The sequence below is a fragment of the Asticcacaulis endophyticus genome (assembly GCF_014652575.1).
Taxonomy (GTDB): Bacteria; Pseudomonadota; Alphaproteobacteria; order Caulobacterales; family Caulobacteraceae; genus Asticcacaulis; species Asticcacaulis endophyticus.
Window position 1 is genome coordinate 160,707 of the sequence record NZ_BMZB01000002.1, and the last position, 15,276, is coordinate 175,982.

The 15,276-nt window shown below is 50.5% G+C and carries 12 protein-coding genes and 1 CRISPR repeat array; of the genes, 4 read left to right on the forward strand and 8 right to left on the reverse strand.

The genetic code is table 11. The features are described 5' to 3' along the window. Positions 1 to 24: 24 nt before the first annotated feature. From IE102_RS09235 to IE102_RS09245, 3 genes are all read right to left on the reverse strand, one after another. Entirely contained in the window at positions 25 to 774 is a 750-nt protein-coding gene (locus IE102_RS09235) for a hypothetical protein (protein WP_189486219.1), read from the reverse strand. Positions 775 to 842: 68 nt separating this feature from the next. Beyond that, a complete protein-coding gene (locus IE102_RS09240; protein ID WP_229807667.1) occupies positions 843 to 2,573 on the reverse strand; it encodes an ATP-dependent helicase in 1,731 nt (576 codons plus the stop codon). Continuing rightward, positions 2,570 to 4,303, reverse strand: a complete 1,734-nt coding sequence (locus IE102_RS09245; RefSeq protein ID WP_189486220.1) for an ATP-dependent nuclease — start codon at positions 4,301 to 4,303, stop codon at positions 2,570 to 2,572. The genes IE102_RS09240 and IE102_RS09245 overlap by 4 nt, the downstream gene beginning before the upstream one ends. A 297-nt stretch (positions 4,304 to 4,600) precedes the next feature. Between IE102_RS09245 and IE102_RS09250 the strand changes: the two genes are divergently transcribed. Both IE102_RS09250 and IE102_RS09255 read left to right on the forward strand, forming a co-directional pair. After that, the gene (locus IE102_RS09250; protein ID WP_189486221.1) at positions 4,601 to 5,461 is read left to right on the forward strand and encodes a hypothetical protein; all 861 of its coding nucleotides are present in this window, start codon (positions 4,601 to 4,603) and stop codon (positions 5,459 to 5,461) included. Further along, the gene (locus IE102_RS09255; protein WP_189486222.1) at positions 5,458 to 8,403 is read left to right on the forward strand and encodes a rhodanese-like domain-containing protein; all 2,946 of its coding nucleotides are present in this window, start codon (positions 5,458 to 5,460) and stop codon (positions 8,401 to 8,403) included. The genes IE102_RS09250 and IE102_RS09255 overlap by 4 nt, the downstream gene beginning before the upstream one ends. Before the next feature lie 42 nt (positions 8,404 to 8,445). On the opposite strand, the gene IE102_RS09260 is transcribed toward IE102_RS09255, so the two are convergent. After that, positions 8,446 to 9,228, reverse strand: a complete 783-nt coding sequence (locus tag IE102_RS09260; protein WP_189486223.1) for a hypothetical protein — start codon at positions 9,226 to 9,228, stop codon at positions 8,446 to 8,448. A gap of 133 nt (positions 9,229 to 9,361) precedes the next feature. On the opposite strand from IE102_RS09260, the gene IE102_RS09265 reads away from it, so the two are divergent. Next, positions 9,362 to 9,613: a hypothetical protein gene (locus IE102_RS09265; protein ID WP_189486224.1), complete on the forward strand. Its 252-nt coding sequence runs from the start codon at positions 9,362 to 9,364 to the stop codon at positions 9,611 to 9,613. A 13-nt stretch (positions 9,614 to 9,626) separates the two neighbouring features. On the opposite strand, the gene IE102_RS09270 is transcribed toward IE102_RS09265, so the two are convergent. Continuing rightward, positions 9,627 to 10,424, reverse strand: a complete 798-nt coding sequence (locus IE102_RS09270; RefSeq protein WP_189486225.1) for an endonuclease — start codon at positions 10,422 to 10,424, stop codon at positions 9,627 to 9,629. After that, positions 10,417 to 11,784 (reverse strand): DNA cytosine methyltransferase, encoded by a 1,368-nt coding sequence (locus IE102_RS09275; RefSeq protein WP_189486226.1) that lies wholly within the window; start codon positions 11,782 to 11,784, stop codon positions 10,417 to 10,419. The genes IE102_RS09270 and IE102_RS09275 overlap by 8 nt, the downstream gene beginning before the upstream one ends. Before the next feature lie 219 nt (positions 11,785 to 12,003). Here IE102_RS09275 and IE102_RS09280 point away from each other — a divergent pair, with 219 nt between their 5' ends. Further along, positions 12,004 to 12,657 (forward strand): hypothetical protein, encoded by a 654-nt coding sequence (locus IE102_RS09280; protein WP_189486227.1) that lies wholly within the window; start codon positions 12,004 to 12,006, stop codon positions 12,655 to 12,657. A gap of 111 nt (positions 12,658 to 12,768) precedes the next feature. After that, positions 12,769 to 13,728: a CRISPR direct-repeat array (repeat unit 36 nt; unit sequence GTTGCGGTTGGGCCTCGACGTTATTTCTGCTAAGAC). Between the two features lie 72 nt (positions 13,729 to 13,800). Here IE102_RS09280 and cas2 read toward each other — a convergent pair. Beyond that, complete coding sequence (gene cas2, locus IE102_RS09285) at positions 13,801 to 14,133, reverse strand: CRISPR-associated endonuclease Cas2 (protein ID WP_229807668.1); 333 nt, start codon at positions 14,131 to 14,133, stop codon at positions 13,801 to 13,803. Continuing rightward, complete coding sequence (gene cas1, locus IE102_RS09290; RefSeq protein ID WP_189486228.1) at positions 14,130 to 15,035, reverse strand: type II CRISPR-associated endonuclease Cas1; 906 nt, start codon at positions 15,033 to 15,035, stop codon at positions 14,130 to 14,132. Before cas1 ends, cas2 begins: the two co-directional genes overlap by 4 nt. Positions 15,036 to 15,276 lie beyond the last annotated feature (241 nt).

Genomic DNA, 15,276 nt, shown 5'->3' on the forward strand with positions numbered 1-15,276 from the left:
AAGATAAAAACGGCCCGTTGCGCATCACGAATATAGTGGTTTTAGATATTTGCCGACCCCGTCCATAATCTCGTCGATTAAGGCCAGGGCGCGGCTGATCAGCGCATCGCCCATATAGATAATCCAGGGTTCGCCATCTGTGGTGGATTGGGTGAACCACTCGGTTGGCCATCTTTTCGTTTCGACCAGCTTAGAAAATTTCTTTCGTTCACCGACAGGCCATTCGAAGCCCAGATGTAGCATGCGATTTCTATAGGTAAAAACCGCCTCTAGCACCTGGCGTACATCGGCAGGAAGTAAGCTTCTCAGGCCTATGCTATCGGCAAGCTGAATTGTGCCACGCACGACATCCCTTTTCGCGCTTTTCCCGAATATGTAATGGGGGTCCCAGGCTCTTTTATCGCGCGTATGATTGGCTCTTTCACCTGAAAGCGTTATCTTTCTTCCAGATGGATCTAACGTTTCGAGCCCCAGAAAAATTGTAGTGATGAGTGATTCAATGGCGGGAGCAAGCATGCCAATCGCCGCCATGCTATGGGCAGCGTCTTGATAGATTGAGGCATGAAGACTGTCTTGCCACTGACCCTGTAAATGCCAGCCGTAGGCATCGGAGGCCTTTGTTGCCAGTTGGGCGAGATCATTGATGTCATCAGAGAGCGCTTTATCGGCTTGACGATTCCAGCTCAGAGCGTGATGAATGGCTCGAAGCTGCGCTTCAAGGTCAAGGTCTGAAAGAAGAAACATTGCAAAATCGCGGTCAGATAATTCGTCCAAGGTAGCTCCGATTGCTTAGGTGTTTCTATATTATTTGCGAGTAAAGATGCGGAGTAGGGGGGCTTTACCTAATAATCCGCGATGCCCGGCTTCTGGAAACCTTTGGCGATGAGTTCAGGCTCGAATTCTGCGAGACAGGACTTCGGGACCGCCAGCACGAACAGGTCTTTGGCGCGTGTAACCGCCACATAACCTATCCGGCCGACCTCAGTGGCCGTTCCGTCCAGAAGTTGGCGCAGATGTTCCTTGCTAGCGACATACATTACTGCCTCCAGGCTCTCGCCCTTAGCCTTATGTACGGTGGAAATGCGAAACTTGACGGGCTGTGCTCCCGCTAGATCTGGCAACTTCAGTAACGGCCGATTCTCGAGGGCTTTCTTGGCAAGCCTCTGACCTAGATTGTCAGCGACAGTGAGGCCATGATCGGCGGCAAGCTTTTGCACGAACGCTTTCGCTCGAGTGCTCAAACTGGGATGCCATTCCTTATCGGCGAGAAGTGTCCCAGACGGTAGGCCTGTTGCCGGATCTTTCACAAACGTCCAGATCGCGCGTTTGATTTTGACGTCTTGCGGCTCCATCCGGCTTTTAGCCAACCGCGATATTAAGTCACCGTGCTTGTCAGCCAACAAACCAACGACACCGGCACTGGCATGGGCGAAAGCATCGGCCATATTGTGAAGCTTGTCGCGGCAAATTGTTGCTTCGGCAAAGCTTCTTACAATGCCTTGCCCCTGTCCGTCCCCGGCACCGCTCCAGTCGAGAGCCCAGTCCGCTGAACGGCAAAGGACGACGCCATGCTTTTCATCAATTTTCGCCACATTCAAAAGACTGCGAAAGACGGCTAGGGTCTTTTCTTTTTCGGTTTTTTGAAAGGGAACGTAAAACGCTCCGCTTAAAGTGCCTTTATCCTGACGGTGTGCTCCATCGTTCCGTCCCGAGAGGATATTAGCGACCTTCAAAATTGCAGGCACAGACCGATAGTTTATATTCAACTGTTGGGACGTCACACCAGGGCGAGTGCCATATTCTGCAAGGAAGGCCCCGTTGGCATGGGCAAATTCATAAATGCCTTGGTGAGAATCCCCAATGAGTGACAGCTTTGTGCCAGCGGCGATCATAAGTTCAAGGATAGCTTGGTGTTCCGCCCCTATGTCCTGCGCCTCGTCGACAAGTATGTGAGGATACCGCCTGACGAGTGCCCGCAGGACAAACGGTTGTTCTTTCAAAATCCTAAGCACCCAGTACCGGGCCGAGCCATGTGTGTACGCACCGTGACTACCAAGCTTCTGAAGCGCCCGTCGAGCCTCGCTCGGCACAACTGTCTTCAGCGAACGACTCCCAACCTGAAAATTAAACACGCCAGCATCAACTGTTATGCGAATATCGGTCGTTGGATTATTGCGCTCGCCGTCATAGACGGTGAACGATTTCAGGAAAGGCTCACGTCCCTCCACCAAATAGGGTGCCCGGTTACATCCCATCGTACGGTGACCGTGTGGTCTTAAGACGTTGGTAGTGATAAACCCGTCTACAGTGTCAATTTCAATGCCAAATGAGCGGCGTCCGGCACCGCTACCTTGCATAAGAGCATAGTAGTCCTTTTTGAAGGTCTCCACCGCAACGTTTGAGAAAGACAATAGCGCGACCATACCGTGCGCGTCATCTAGCAGACGTCTCATCTCGATCAGACGGTGGACCGCCGTCTTAGTTTTTCCGCTTCCGGCGCAAGCCATTACGGATAACGGCTCCAATGGCAATTCTATGATTGCTTGTTGTTGGGTTGATAACTGTGGCGTCATTGGCAGGCATGCTTTATGGCATCCAAAACGTAAGACGGTACTGTCACCTTGAAATGCCCTTCGATAATTTTTTCAGCCAGGGCCTGCGCAAACTTGCCCTTTTGGACATTGTTTTCTGACCGCTCAAACATGCCCTTGAACAAGGTTGTTGCTTTGGCTTGATCGCCGACCGCTGCGTTGACCTTGACTTCAAGCGTTTTGGCGATCGTTGGATGAATATCCTTCAACGCCGCGATCATAGCGTTACGGTTTGTCTCGATGAGGGCCAAGTCATATTCGAAGGTCTTTTGGCCGTGGAAAATCTTCACATAGTCATCTGCCAACGCTTTCATGGCGCTTGTGTTTGCGGAGACCGTCACGATTTCTGTTGCATCTGGGTAGTATGCCGTCTTGGTACCGTCGACACTGTCCACTTTTTCTGGGTCAGCATCAGTCAGGATCGAGACCGGAATTCGAATTGCGTCCTTACCAAACAAAGGGATAAACGAATCGAAGTTGAGGCCCTCTACACTAATGAGGCTGACACCATGGTCTCTCAGGTCCATTTTCTCCTGTTGAGCCAAAATATTGACCATTAAAAGTTCCGCGGCGCCTTCGACAAAAATGACCCTCCGCGCGAAAAAGAGTTCGGCGCGCGTCACATCAAGATAGCGCTTAAGCTTTTCTCGTTTACCCTTGGAGAAAGCTACAGACCGTGGGTGAAAAACCTCAACCTTGGCGCCAGCGTCGATCAGACATACGATACTGTCCAAGTCAGCGATGCTAGCGAAATTAGGGGAGTGGCTAGTCACGAAAACCTGTACGGGCCTGTCACCGTCCGCGCTCTGGATGCTAGATAAATACCGAAGCAACACGGATTGTAACTGCGGATGCAAGTGTGCTTCAGGTTCCTCTACGATCAACCCGCGATAGGCAGCATCGGCATTTTTTGCTAATTCGCTAAGGACAACCGCCATAAAGATTAGATTATTATAGCCAAGACCGTTCCGCTCTATCTCGAATGCATCGACCAAAATTGAAAGCCGAGAGGCTAATTTCTGAAAATCGGACCCGGAGACTTCTACATGCAGGGCCTGAGCCAATTGGGTACCAAGCATGGTCTGGTGCCGCCCGGTAATAGCAGTTTGCGCATCGACGAGTGGTTTCAGTCCCCTGATCTTTTTGTCGGCTGCCAACAATTCGGCGGCAATTTCATCTTTACCCGCATCATCGGATAAAAGGTGCAGGAGGCGCGAAAGCTGACTGTTTCTGCTGGGGCGGAGCCCCTGTTCGGCATCTCTGAGGGGTTGAAGATAAACGCTGCGCAAATTATCGAGCATCGTCGAGGTCATTGCTACATCTTGATGATCGCCACACCATTTTCGAACTTTTAATCGCCCGACCTTGTCGGCGTCGCCGTACGTAATACCGAGGACGGCCTCAAGCTTGCCGTCTTCGCCCGGCTTTAGAGCATGCAGGAAGTCCGCTTCGTCGTCGGGACTGAGATCCTTGAAAGTATAGCCAAATGTAATATCACCTGACGCCGCCCCAGCCTTTGGTAGATGCAGATCGTCCCGCGTAAACCGTGGATAGGGATCATCCGCACCAGCAAGAAGGGCGCGCAACGCATCAACTACGGCGGTCTTGCCGACATTGTTGGGGCCGACAATAACATTAAGTCCATCCTTGAATTCGAGCCTAACCTCTTTCAGACGGCGAAAGTTGTTAATCGTCATGCTGGCAAGAAACATTCGTCTTCCTCTTATTCTTATCTGCTTCCCTGAGTCTCCAGTAAGCTGATTTTACGAAATTTCAATCGGAAGTCGAACCAATGTGATGTTTGATTATCCTTTACGTATCAGTGGGGCGGAGGTTATCGCGAAATTGATGCTTAAAAAGATTGTCGTATATCGACGTGCGTGCAGACTACCCTCCGGCGCGTGGGTTAGATAGACACGAATCTAATTAACCTCATGACGTATGCAGATGGTTGTGGAATAAGTTTAGCGGTTGATAAGTGACGAATAGGGAGTCGGATGGGATTGGATATGCCTACAAGCTGGCGCTACGGAGCGCCGGGTTCACTCAATCCTGCAGCGGTTAACGCATTCAACGCTTTGGTCCACACCATTGCGGGGCAAGCCGAGTCGTCCTGGGCTATCATGGAGTTGTTTAAAGCAAAATTTTCGGGCGGCTATTCTCGAAGTTCGAGTGAGAGCTGGGCTATAGGCGATCTTCACAACAGCATGATGAATGCATCGGACAACGCGGCCACGTTTATTTCGGCATTTTGGGACGGATGCGCTCAGGTACATTCAGAATTTCCTGAGATCGGTCTACCGGACGCAGATATCGTCAATCAGATCCTGTTCGAGCACGAGGTCCCGTTTGAGGTACGGCCTCCGGCGCTTTTGCCCCGGAACCTTCAAACACGTATCTCCGTCATGGCGAATGAAAAGACGATCGGAGAAAAAGCGCTCACCCTCATCCATAAATCGTTGGACGATGCGGATCGCCTGTTGCTTGAGCAGCGTGCGCGTCCGGCTGTGCAAGAAATTTTATGGCTCTTAGAGACCGTATCAACCGCTTTTCAGGGCCAAGACACCGGGTCGGGCAGTATTGAAGGTAAGTATTTCAATGAGATTGTACGGGATCTTCGAAGAAAAAACCAAGGAACAGCGCTAGCGGAGGCATTAGGTTGGATGAGTAAAATGTACGGTTTCCTGTCGTCTCCCGGTGGCGGTGGAGTCCGCCACGGCACGCGATTAGCCGCTGATGTGTCACCGTCGATGAAGGAGGCGCATTTGTACTGCAATCTGACGCGAAGCTATATAAATTATCTGCTGGCAGAGTTGGCTGAGGTCACAAGCCAGACACCAGCCCCTCCGGTATTTGGGAAACAGAGGTGAAAAATCGCGTCGAACTGAGAGATTATATTCGGTATCAACTGGCACAACTTGGCGCGCGAAATGGCGAACATGAGTTTGAACTTCTGGCATTTGAGCTGGCCCGCTTGCGCCACGTTTCCAATTTGGTCCCGGCAACTGGACCCGTCAAAGCCGGTGGGGACCAAGGTCGGGACTTTGAATCGTATCATACCTACTTATCACAAACTTCCATTGCCGCTAATGCTTTCGCCAGCCTTATCTCAACAGAGATAGTCGTGGGGGCCTGTACCCTCGACAAAAAAACGCCTACCAAAATCAGGGCCGACCTTAAAACAATATTCGGTAGCGGTGAGAGGCCTCAAAAGGTTTATTATTTTTGTGAACCCAACGTCGTTGTATCCACCCGACACAAGCTCATTGCCGAATGCAAAGCTCAATTCGATGCAAGCCTTGTTATTTTCGACGGACTGGCGATCGCCGACCAGCTTTCCGATACAGATACTTTCTGGATTGCAGAACAATATTTGTCTGTACCATCGGAATTCTTTCCCCAGGAGAGTGATAGCGATTACGCCGCGCTCCGCGATCGTTGGTTAGCGGTGAAGAGGCCAGCGGAAAGTCTTGCGGACTTTCTCGATATTAAGATGGGATTGAGAACAGCCACTCATGAGGAATACGCAAAGCCTGATATTATAAAGTGGCTGGCGCGAATGAAGGACTACGCCTCAGAGCCTAACAGTAACCGCATGAAGCAGAAAGCCCGCTATGAAGTGTCGGTCGCTGAACTCAAGGGGCGAGGCAATCTTGATCCGGCCATCGATTATATACGGGCATTTTTTGCAGATTTCCCGGTCACGGCTTTAACGGCAAATGATCTCTTAGACGGTGCCATAGTAGTTGCTTTTTGCCAGGGCTCAATCACGACACAGCAAAGCAGCTTGACTCGGCGCGAGGTGGAGGGATTTGCCAACGTTGTTGAGGCTGTTCTGGCGAGGAAACTAACCGAAATCGCGAAGGGTGGGGACTATTGTACCCTCCTTGAAGCCAAGGCGATGTTAACAGTTGTCGTTCGAAAAGATCGGCCGGCGAAAGCCAATCAGGTGCCGATGGTTCAGGCATGGCTAGAAGTGATTACGGCCGTCAAAGATGTTCCGTATTACCCGATTTCACATATCGCTATGCTCATCGAGAAGTTGGCGCCAATATTGATCGAGGTGCCGGAATTTACAAAGCTTCGCGATGAGGTGGACCGGTTATCTCATGCCCGAGCAGGGAAGCGGTCCATCGCTGAAATAAGCCGTAAGCGAGCATTGGCGCACCTTAATGCCGGCCAACGTCTCGCGGCTATAGATGAGTTGCAAAAAGCGAAGGTTGGCGCGTTCACAGGAGAGGAACTGCCGCTCTCTATCCTGATAATGCTTATGCTTAGTCAGTGTTATTCGGAGCTTGGACTTCATTTTGCCGCTCGTTATTATGCAGCGGGCGCCACGTTCATGACGATGAAATCGGCTGACGAGAATGTTTATCAAATGTTGCCGCAGGCGGCTTTCGCGCTGGCCGAGACATTTTATAGCGCCGGTGAGGGGACAACCTATTTTCTTCAGCTCGGACATGCTTTTCAGGCACATGTCGAACTTGCCTCGGAACCTGCCGAGACGGGCAACCATCCATACATTGAGCGGGCCTTTGCGCATGCTGGGATATTCAAAGTTGTTGCAGACAAATTGGTGCCGGACCTGAATTCCACGCTGGCCGATGCAGTCCAGGCCTGGCCGTTCGCGGCTAAGGACGTTTACCGGTTTCTCGATATGGCTACCTCCGCGAGTGCGCCTTGGCCAAAAATGACGGTTGACGAATTAGAGGTCGCTTTTGAAAGGGACCTTGGCTGTACACCTTTTACAGATCTCGGCGACGCCCGTGAGGTTACATGGATGGCCTTGGGCATTAGGTGGACCGTACGGTTTCTAGCGGACGAAGTCACACTTCCCACCGTACAAGGCCTTATAGCAACGCTTCAGGTTGCCCAAGCCGAGTTAACAAGTGTGGAGTTGCTCATTGTACCGAGCTCCGCGCTTATCGTCGTAGACACGATGGCGGTCGGCAAGATGACCGTCGAGTATGTTGGGGACAATAATATCCTCACTTGGCGGGTATCGATCCCTGATAGGGTCGATGACGACGAGGACATGCTCGATGCCGTCGGAAATGCGGTGGCGATGGTTGTTACCGTAATTGGTCAGTCGAGTGCACTCGATATCGAGACCTACCAACAACGAATCCATGCGTCGCTTGATCGTGGACTTTTAGTTCGAGTTTTCTCGGTTCGCCCCGCCCATGAATTAATGAGTTTTGCTCTGCAGCAGGCGCCGGGTTGGCAGACGCTTATCGGAGTTAGTAAATACCACCCAAAAAGGGAAATTGAGCCGATCGAAGCTCCTGAAATGAGATGGAGAACGGGGGATGGACCAGGTTACACTAAGGAAAAAGCGAATGAGGCCTTGAGCAATCGCTATCGCCGCTCAGTAGAGATGATCCGGTATACATTGCCTAAGTTGGCAGCTGACAGAGGGTTTCGGGCGAATATAGCCACTTTGAAGGCAGAAGGTGTCTTAGATTGGCAAATTCTCATAGCATTGATGAATCTCGTGACTAGGTTACAAGTTGAGGCCCATCTCGGCGGCCCAATCACGTGGGCGACTCGCCACAAGCACCTGGATCGATTAAAAAGGCCGGAAGAACTAAGCGATGCTGTTGTTTCGCCGGACACGCTTACGATCAAGCTGCTAAATGAGGAGCTTGAACGGCAACCAATTTACGTCGCAGGTACTTGGGGCCTTACATTGCCGACAGACACGCCAATAATGAAGGGAATAAAGAGACTGCTCGACGTCCGTTATGGAAACTCACGCGATGATATCCCACATAATGACCTGTTTGGCTTGTCGACCGAAAATGGTGTCTGATACGCCTATTTTCCTTGGCAGGCATATCGCGGAGGCTTTCGCTTACGCTAAAACACGAAACAATGCGCTATGGGTTGAAGTTGCAAGATGTTGTGCTATGGCATAAGCTGTTGAAGGCATTGGGCATTCTAGGTGTGTGCGCGCCCCCGCAACCACCGCCTCTTTACATAAGGGGTGAGAGCTAATTGAAGAGGCGAAGTCAGCACCCAAATTTAGGGTGTGTCCGTCGTCTTCAACCTTCCCGTTTTTTCCCTGATGGTTAGAGTCGAAGTCGCGCTGGTAACGAGTTCCCGCAACCAGCGCCTTAGATTGGTGGAAATCCGCCAAATCTACGTCGCCGTCCAAGAAATCATCATCCGCTTGCTGCACTGGTTGAAGTTTAGACAGATCGCTTAATACGGCGTTTCTGTCCCGTTTAGTGGCCATCGAGAGAATTCCCCCCAGATCGCCGATCAGGTCAACCGTCAAACGGTCGCCTTCTTTGGTTGGCGTGATAACAACACGGTCTATCAATGATCGCAGTATCGCCGCCGCCTCATTGCGCCGGTCCTCAGAATTGAGCGACGCCAAAAGGTTCTTGATTTCTTTGTGGTACTGGTTCGCCATGCTCGGATGGAACGCAATCGGCTCCTCCTTCATATCGACCAGAAACCGTTCGACTTCTTCCCGACGGGTTTCAATGCGAATGGCCCTGTCCTTCAAAGACGCACCTGGAATACCGTCCAGCACGGCCTTGACGATCTGTTCCCGTTCACGGTCGAGCTTTATCAGTTCCGCCCGATAGCCCGCAATGTTGCCGTTATGGTTACGGCGCAGTAGGTTCATATGGCGCGTGTATTCCTTACAGAAGACTTCGCATATGGGCCTCAGTCTCCATTGAATTAATGTTTGGACTTGAGACCCACCGTTGGCGGCGTTACTGTATTAATTGAAAACCTGTTTCGTAGAGGAGGCGTGCATGCCCATCGTAGTGGATATAGCGGATAGACTATATGATTACACGGATGAGGAAAAAGCAGCCGAAGCTATAGAGCAATTTCGGATTGCCTCCGGCCTAGATGCCAAAGCAGTTTTGGCAATTTGGGAGGATAAAAACGATCCACGTCGCCAGCAACTCGAAAAGGCGATGTTCGATGCCGTTGATTTGAATGGAAGCGTCAAACGAGCACAGACCAGCGTACCAGACGGCATAACTCTATCTATGGACTAGATTGTTATCCACCCTAGTTGCGATAGTTTCGAGCTGCCTTCGCATCGATTTGGTCTGCTGGAATGAGTTTGTAATGCCGTTCTTCGACGACCTTTACTTGTTCGTCATCGATTGTGAGTTCGAACAATGCAACAACGCCACCAGGCATAAATTGAGCGGCTATTGGGCGGCAGCGCATCTCTGGAAATTTCTCGTTGGAGAATGCCAGGTCTTGCGCGATCTGTACGACGCCAATCTGGTCCTTTCCACCTTTGGCCTGGACTGGAATGACATAGTGACATCCGTATTTATCGAGGCCAACATACAACTCGTCAATTTCAATCTGCCCTAGCTGCTTAACCGTTGTCCGCAGGTGGTTTTGAAGACTGTAAGTCGTAAGCCCCAGAAAGGTATCGACCAGACGGTTATATCTCACGATTGCTAAAAGTGCCTGCTCGTCGTCAAGTGCATAAGCACGAATGACTTCCGGTGTTGCATCAGGAATTGGTATACTGATGAGAGTGGTGCTTGGAACAATGCGCGTAAATTTGACAAGGCGGAAGCGATACAGCCCCTTTCCAGCACCCTGAATTACCCATTCAAGCCCTTCTGGTTGGGTCTTCAAAATTGCATCCGGAAAAGGATTTCTATACCTAAAGTAATAGGGCACATCGCCTAAATTTCTAGGAAGAACGATTTTAAGCTCAGCGGCGACAGTCTCCAGTTCCCGCCGGTCAAACGCAAACTCAGTGATGCCTTCTTTCCAGTGGTTGAAGAACAGCTTCTCTATAAGAACCTTGTACCGATTTTCTGCTGGATCAGGTTTAGCCATTTACAGCACACAACCGAATTCTATCGGCCTCGATTTCAGACTGTTTTCTTTTCTTAGCGCCACTTTTCTTGTCCCGTCTTGAATTTGGCTTTTTAACCCCAAACTGTTCCGCAGCCTCCGACATCTCCATGTACAGCAAGGCCGCGTCACCCAACTCCAGTGCTTTCGAAACCATTTTAGGATTAAGCTTCAGGGCTTCGACCACCTTTGCTGCTACGGCTCGCGCTAAGGGCGGGGGCACGGCGTTTCCAATCTGACGTGCACCGTGCCATTTAGTTGAGTGAAATCGAAACCAATCTGGAAAGCCGTGCAGTCGAGCCATTTCGCGAACCGTAATGCATCTAGCAAAATTGTAATGAATAGGACGCGGGCTAGTAAACGCACCTCTAGCGCCATCTGTTCCGGCGCGAAGAGTATTGGATAAGCCCTGTGGGGCCAGTTTAAAAAAGCGACTAATAGGCTCAACCATACCTTGATCGGTTGACCGAAAGCGGCCCTTTGAGATTTGTGTATGCACCGTTCGCGCACTCGACGTCAAAATATTAGGGTTCCAATTGCGCACGTAGCCTAAATGCCAAGAGTCATTTGTTAAGCAGCGCATTTCAGCGGCATAGGGAGACGGCTTCTTGTATGAAGAAGTTTTCACTGCGTCTATGTCACTTAAAGTTTCAAACCGCTCTGCGTCCGGAATATCCTCCAGTGCATCTTCGCAGTTCGGGCCGAAAGGCAGGCCAGGAACCATACGCTTCCGATCAGCAGGATTGGTGGTCGCCAACGGGTAGTCTGGTAGTTCAGTCCCCTTTTTTGAACCAAAAAGTATCAGCCGTTCTCTATGCTGAGGCACACCATAGCTGGAAGCATTCAATACGCGCCACGGCAACCGGACATCATATCCTTTAGCCGCAAAGGCTTCGACAAGCTCTTCTAAAAATGCGCGGTGCTTTCCAACCGTTAACCCTTTGACATTTTCAAAAACGAATGTTTTGGCATCTAACTCCGATACAAGCCTAACGAAATCCATAACGAGGCTGTTTCGAGGGTCGTCTAGTACGCGATGCCCAATCAATGAAAAGCCTTGGCAAGGCGCACCGCCGAACACACAGTCAATCTCTTCATTTTTCAGTCCAGCGGCGCGCCGAATATCAACGCCGGTTAGTTCCGCAACTGAGTGCGGAATAACTGCCGTATTTGGGAAATTGAATTTGTGGGCGGCGCAATGGATAGGATCGATTTCTACGGCTGCTACCACATCAAAACCGGCCTGCTCAAAACCGAGGCTCATGCCCCCTGCTCCAGCAAAAAGGTCTATGCCTATCGGTCGTCGCTTTTTATTGGTCGTCTTAATCGGATGATTCGTCATACCAAAAGCTTATCTGTTGTATTCAGTTTTGTCGATCGAATTTTTAGCCCCGTCCTCCCACCTTTTAAAGCGCCACGACCAGCGTTTCCATATTATCGAGACTAAGGTTGCACGCCGCTGACCAATGGAGGTGGCAAGCCTTCCGGCAATACAATTTGCCGGATTTTATTTGTTAAAAAACAATGCTAGCTTGTGTTAGATCCAATAAAGCGGCGCAAAATGACAGACCATAAGGCGAGACCACTACAGTTACATACAATCGAAAGCTTATGTGTCGATTTAATAAATGGTCACGAGATTGAGCTTACTGACGGCGAACTATTTAGTCTTAATAACCTTGATACTCGTTCGATCCTGAAATGGTACTACGGAAACAAACCTAAATGGACGGCTCGAAATTCAGAAGCCGACATTGAATCCCTTGCCGATCAGGTCGGCAAAACAGTCGCCCCCCTACCAACGGTTGGGGCGCCTGTGCAATCTGTAAAAAAGTATTTGAGGCTAGTTAAAATTGAAGCGCATCGCTTTGCTGGAATCCATTCATATGGATCTCGTGAAATTGCGCCAGAGAACTTTGTATTTGAACCGCAACACAAATTCTTCTTTGCCTTCTTATGGTGGCTTTGCGTCGATACATTTCCTGAAGGCAGAAATGCACCGGCAGCTTCCTCAAATGGAAGCCGTGGTTGGTCGTTTGCCATGCTGGATTTCCGAAGCTGGAAACCAAACCTAGCCTTGCTAAAGTTTCAACGAATTCTTATGTTTGATCGTCTGCAAGGGTGGTTCGATATCCCATACTGCGTGCATCAAGCGGCGACTAAATCCAGCCCCCGCAACCATTACTGTTATAACTCACTCGTTATAACGATCTGAGACATGAAGAAATTACACAAAAGGCCGCCCAACAAAGGCGGCCTTTTGTGCGTCTAGTGGCTTATTTTAAAGCCTGTTAAGTAAGATTTTCCATTGACACACCTGACACGTAATGCGGTTGGGCCTCGACGTTATTTCTGCTAAGACTTGCCGGGAATTGTGGGGAAGCCTATAGCAGTTGCGGTTGGGCCTCGACGTTATTTCTGCTAAGACAATTTCTGAATGCCAGTTTAAGGCGTGCGGGTTGCGGTTGGGCCTCGACGTTATTTCTGCTAAGACTGAACCGCCACTCCGGCGTCGATCAGAGGCGTTGCGGTTGGGCCTCGACGTTATTTCTGCTAAGACAGAAGCCGTCTTATATTCGACTTCAATTGAGTTGCGGTTGGGCCTCGACGTTATTTCTGCTAAGACGGGTATTTCGATCTTGCGTGTCTCGTGCTGGTTGCGGTTGGGCCTCGACGTTATTTCTGCTAAGACAAGTTTTGGGTCACGCCGATCAGCGCGGCCGTTGCGGTTGGGCCTCGACGTTATTTCTGCTAAGACGCTGGAGAACACGCCCGGCACCGTGATGACGTTGCGGTTGGGCCTCGACGTTATTTCTGCTAAGACTCAGTGATCACGCGCTGCCGGGTAAGTACGGTTGCGGTTGGGCCTCGACGTTATTTCTGCTAAGACGCTGCTGATTTCATGCAGCGGTATTTCGATGTTGCGGTTGGGCCTCGACGTTATTTCTGCTAAGACACGCGTGCCATTGCCTCAGCCGCAAGGCCAGTTGCGGTTGGGCCTCGACGTTATTTCTGCTAAGACGAAGCGGATGGTATTGAAAATTCAGCCGCTGTTGCGGTTGGGCCTCGACGTTATTTCTGCTAAGACTCATTATTGGCCGACAGCGGATCAGCATAGGTTGCGGTTGGGCCTCGACGTTATTTCTGCTAAGACCATATCGTTTCTATCAAGGCAACCGACATAGTTGCGGTTGGGCCTCGACGTTATTTCTGCTAAGACGTGTTTCATGCGGGCGATCGCATCTTGTATGTTGCGGTTGGGCCTCGACGTTATTTCTGCTAAGACAGCCCTTGTGGAACGCTTTGTTCTGCAAGGGTTTTTCTTAGGTTTAGCTCGCGAAAAGTGCCCATAAATCTCTCAAAATAGTGCCAGTTGTTCGGGATTTTTTGGCAGAAACGATTCGTTTTTGCCCCGGAAGCTGACAATCTGCTGATATTGTTTGTCGGTAAAATATAAAATATCGACCTTACCGTGAGCAGGAACAGCTTTTCCCACCTTGCGAGTGATGACTTCCGCTTTTTCTTTTGAAAATGAAAACCGTGCATAGACAGAAAACTGCACCATTTCAAAGCCTTGATCCAGCAAAAAATTCCGAAAGGCCGTTGCGCGTTTGCGTTCGGGCTTTGTGACCACAGGCAGGTCAAAAAGGGCCATAATCCACATGATTCTATACGCCGATAAATGGGTCATTGGCCACTATCCTTGATGGGTATCAAGGGCTTAGGCAGGTCGAGCTTGTCAGTTTCTTTCAGATACACGCGCGCCAGAGAATTACATAAACGCGACAGGCAAACCGACAAGGGGGTGCGGCCATTGGTGGTCTGGTAGTCCAACTGCAATACCTTAGCCAATGTCAGTTTGACCTGCGGTGTCAGTTCGTTTTCCCCCGCCGCCCAAAGGTTCTTGGCGACATAGTCTACCGCCGGGCGGAAGGGTTCCATAATGTCGTCGGCAAGTCGCAGTGCCTCTCCCCGGCTTTGATGATGGATAGAGAGGGACGGGTGTAGACCTGATCCGGCTATTGCGCGGGCAGAAGCGGCGCGTAAAACAGCATAGCCATAGTTCAGGAAGGTGTTGATGTCAGACCCGTCACGGTTTCGTCTGAAATCCTTGCCCAGCAGAAGCGGCCAGTAAGCTTGGGCCGCCTGGGCTTCCAGATTATCGGGATCGCCGGATTTGACCTGATCGGCCAGTCGATCCAGCCGCGCCGTATTTTCGCCAAAGCGTGCCAGCATCAAAGATTGCGCAACGATCTTGGCGCGCACCAACTGAGCCCATAATTGCTTGGAAACGGGTTTTGAAGCTGTGGCTTGCGCGGCTATGCGGTGGCCTTGTTCATAGTGGCCGTCGAGCGACAGAAGGACGGCCGTTGGGGCATAGTTTTTGCCGCATATGACCAGAGGTGCGCCACGTTCCGCCAATGCGGCCAAAATGGCATTGGAATAGGTCAGGCCCTGTGCTGAGGCGATAACGGCCTCTACATCGTCGATCGCGACCCTGCCCACGCCCATGTCGGAAGTGACTGTAAGAAAGCCACGCTCCAGCCCAATGCGCCGGCCTTCGGACGCCAGTTCAACAATCTGTCCAACCATAGCTTTCTGCCTGTGAAGTTACGCACATACTTATACACAGGTTGATTTAATGGAATGAGAACGAGATTCAATTTATAGGTGCAAAACACTCCTTATGCGTAAACATAAGGAGCGTCTTAGCAGAAATAACGGGAGAGGCCCAACCGCAACACAATCATATTGTTCCCAAGAAACATGATTGTAAGAGAGATAACATCCTCGTGGTGAAGTTGTTATCTCTCCTTGTTTTATCAGGCGTATT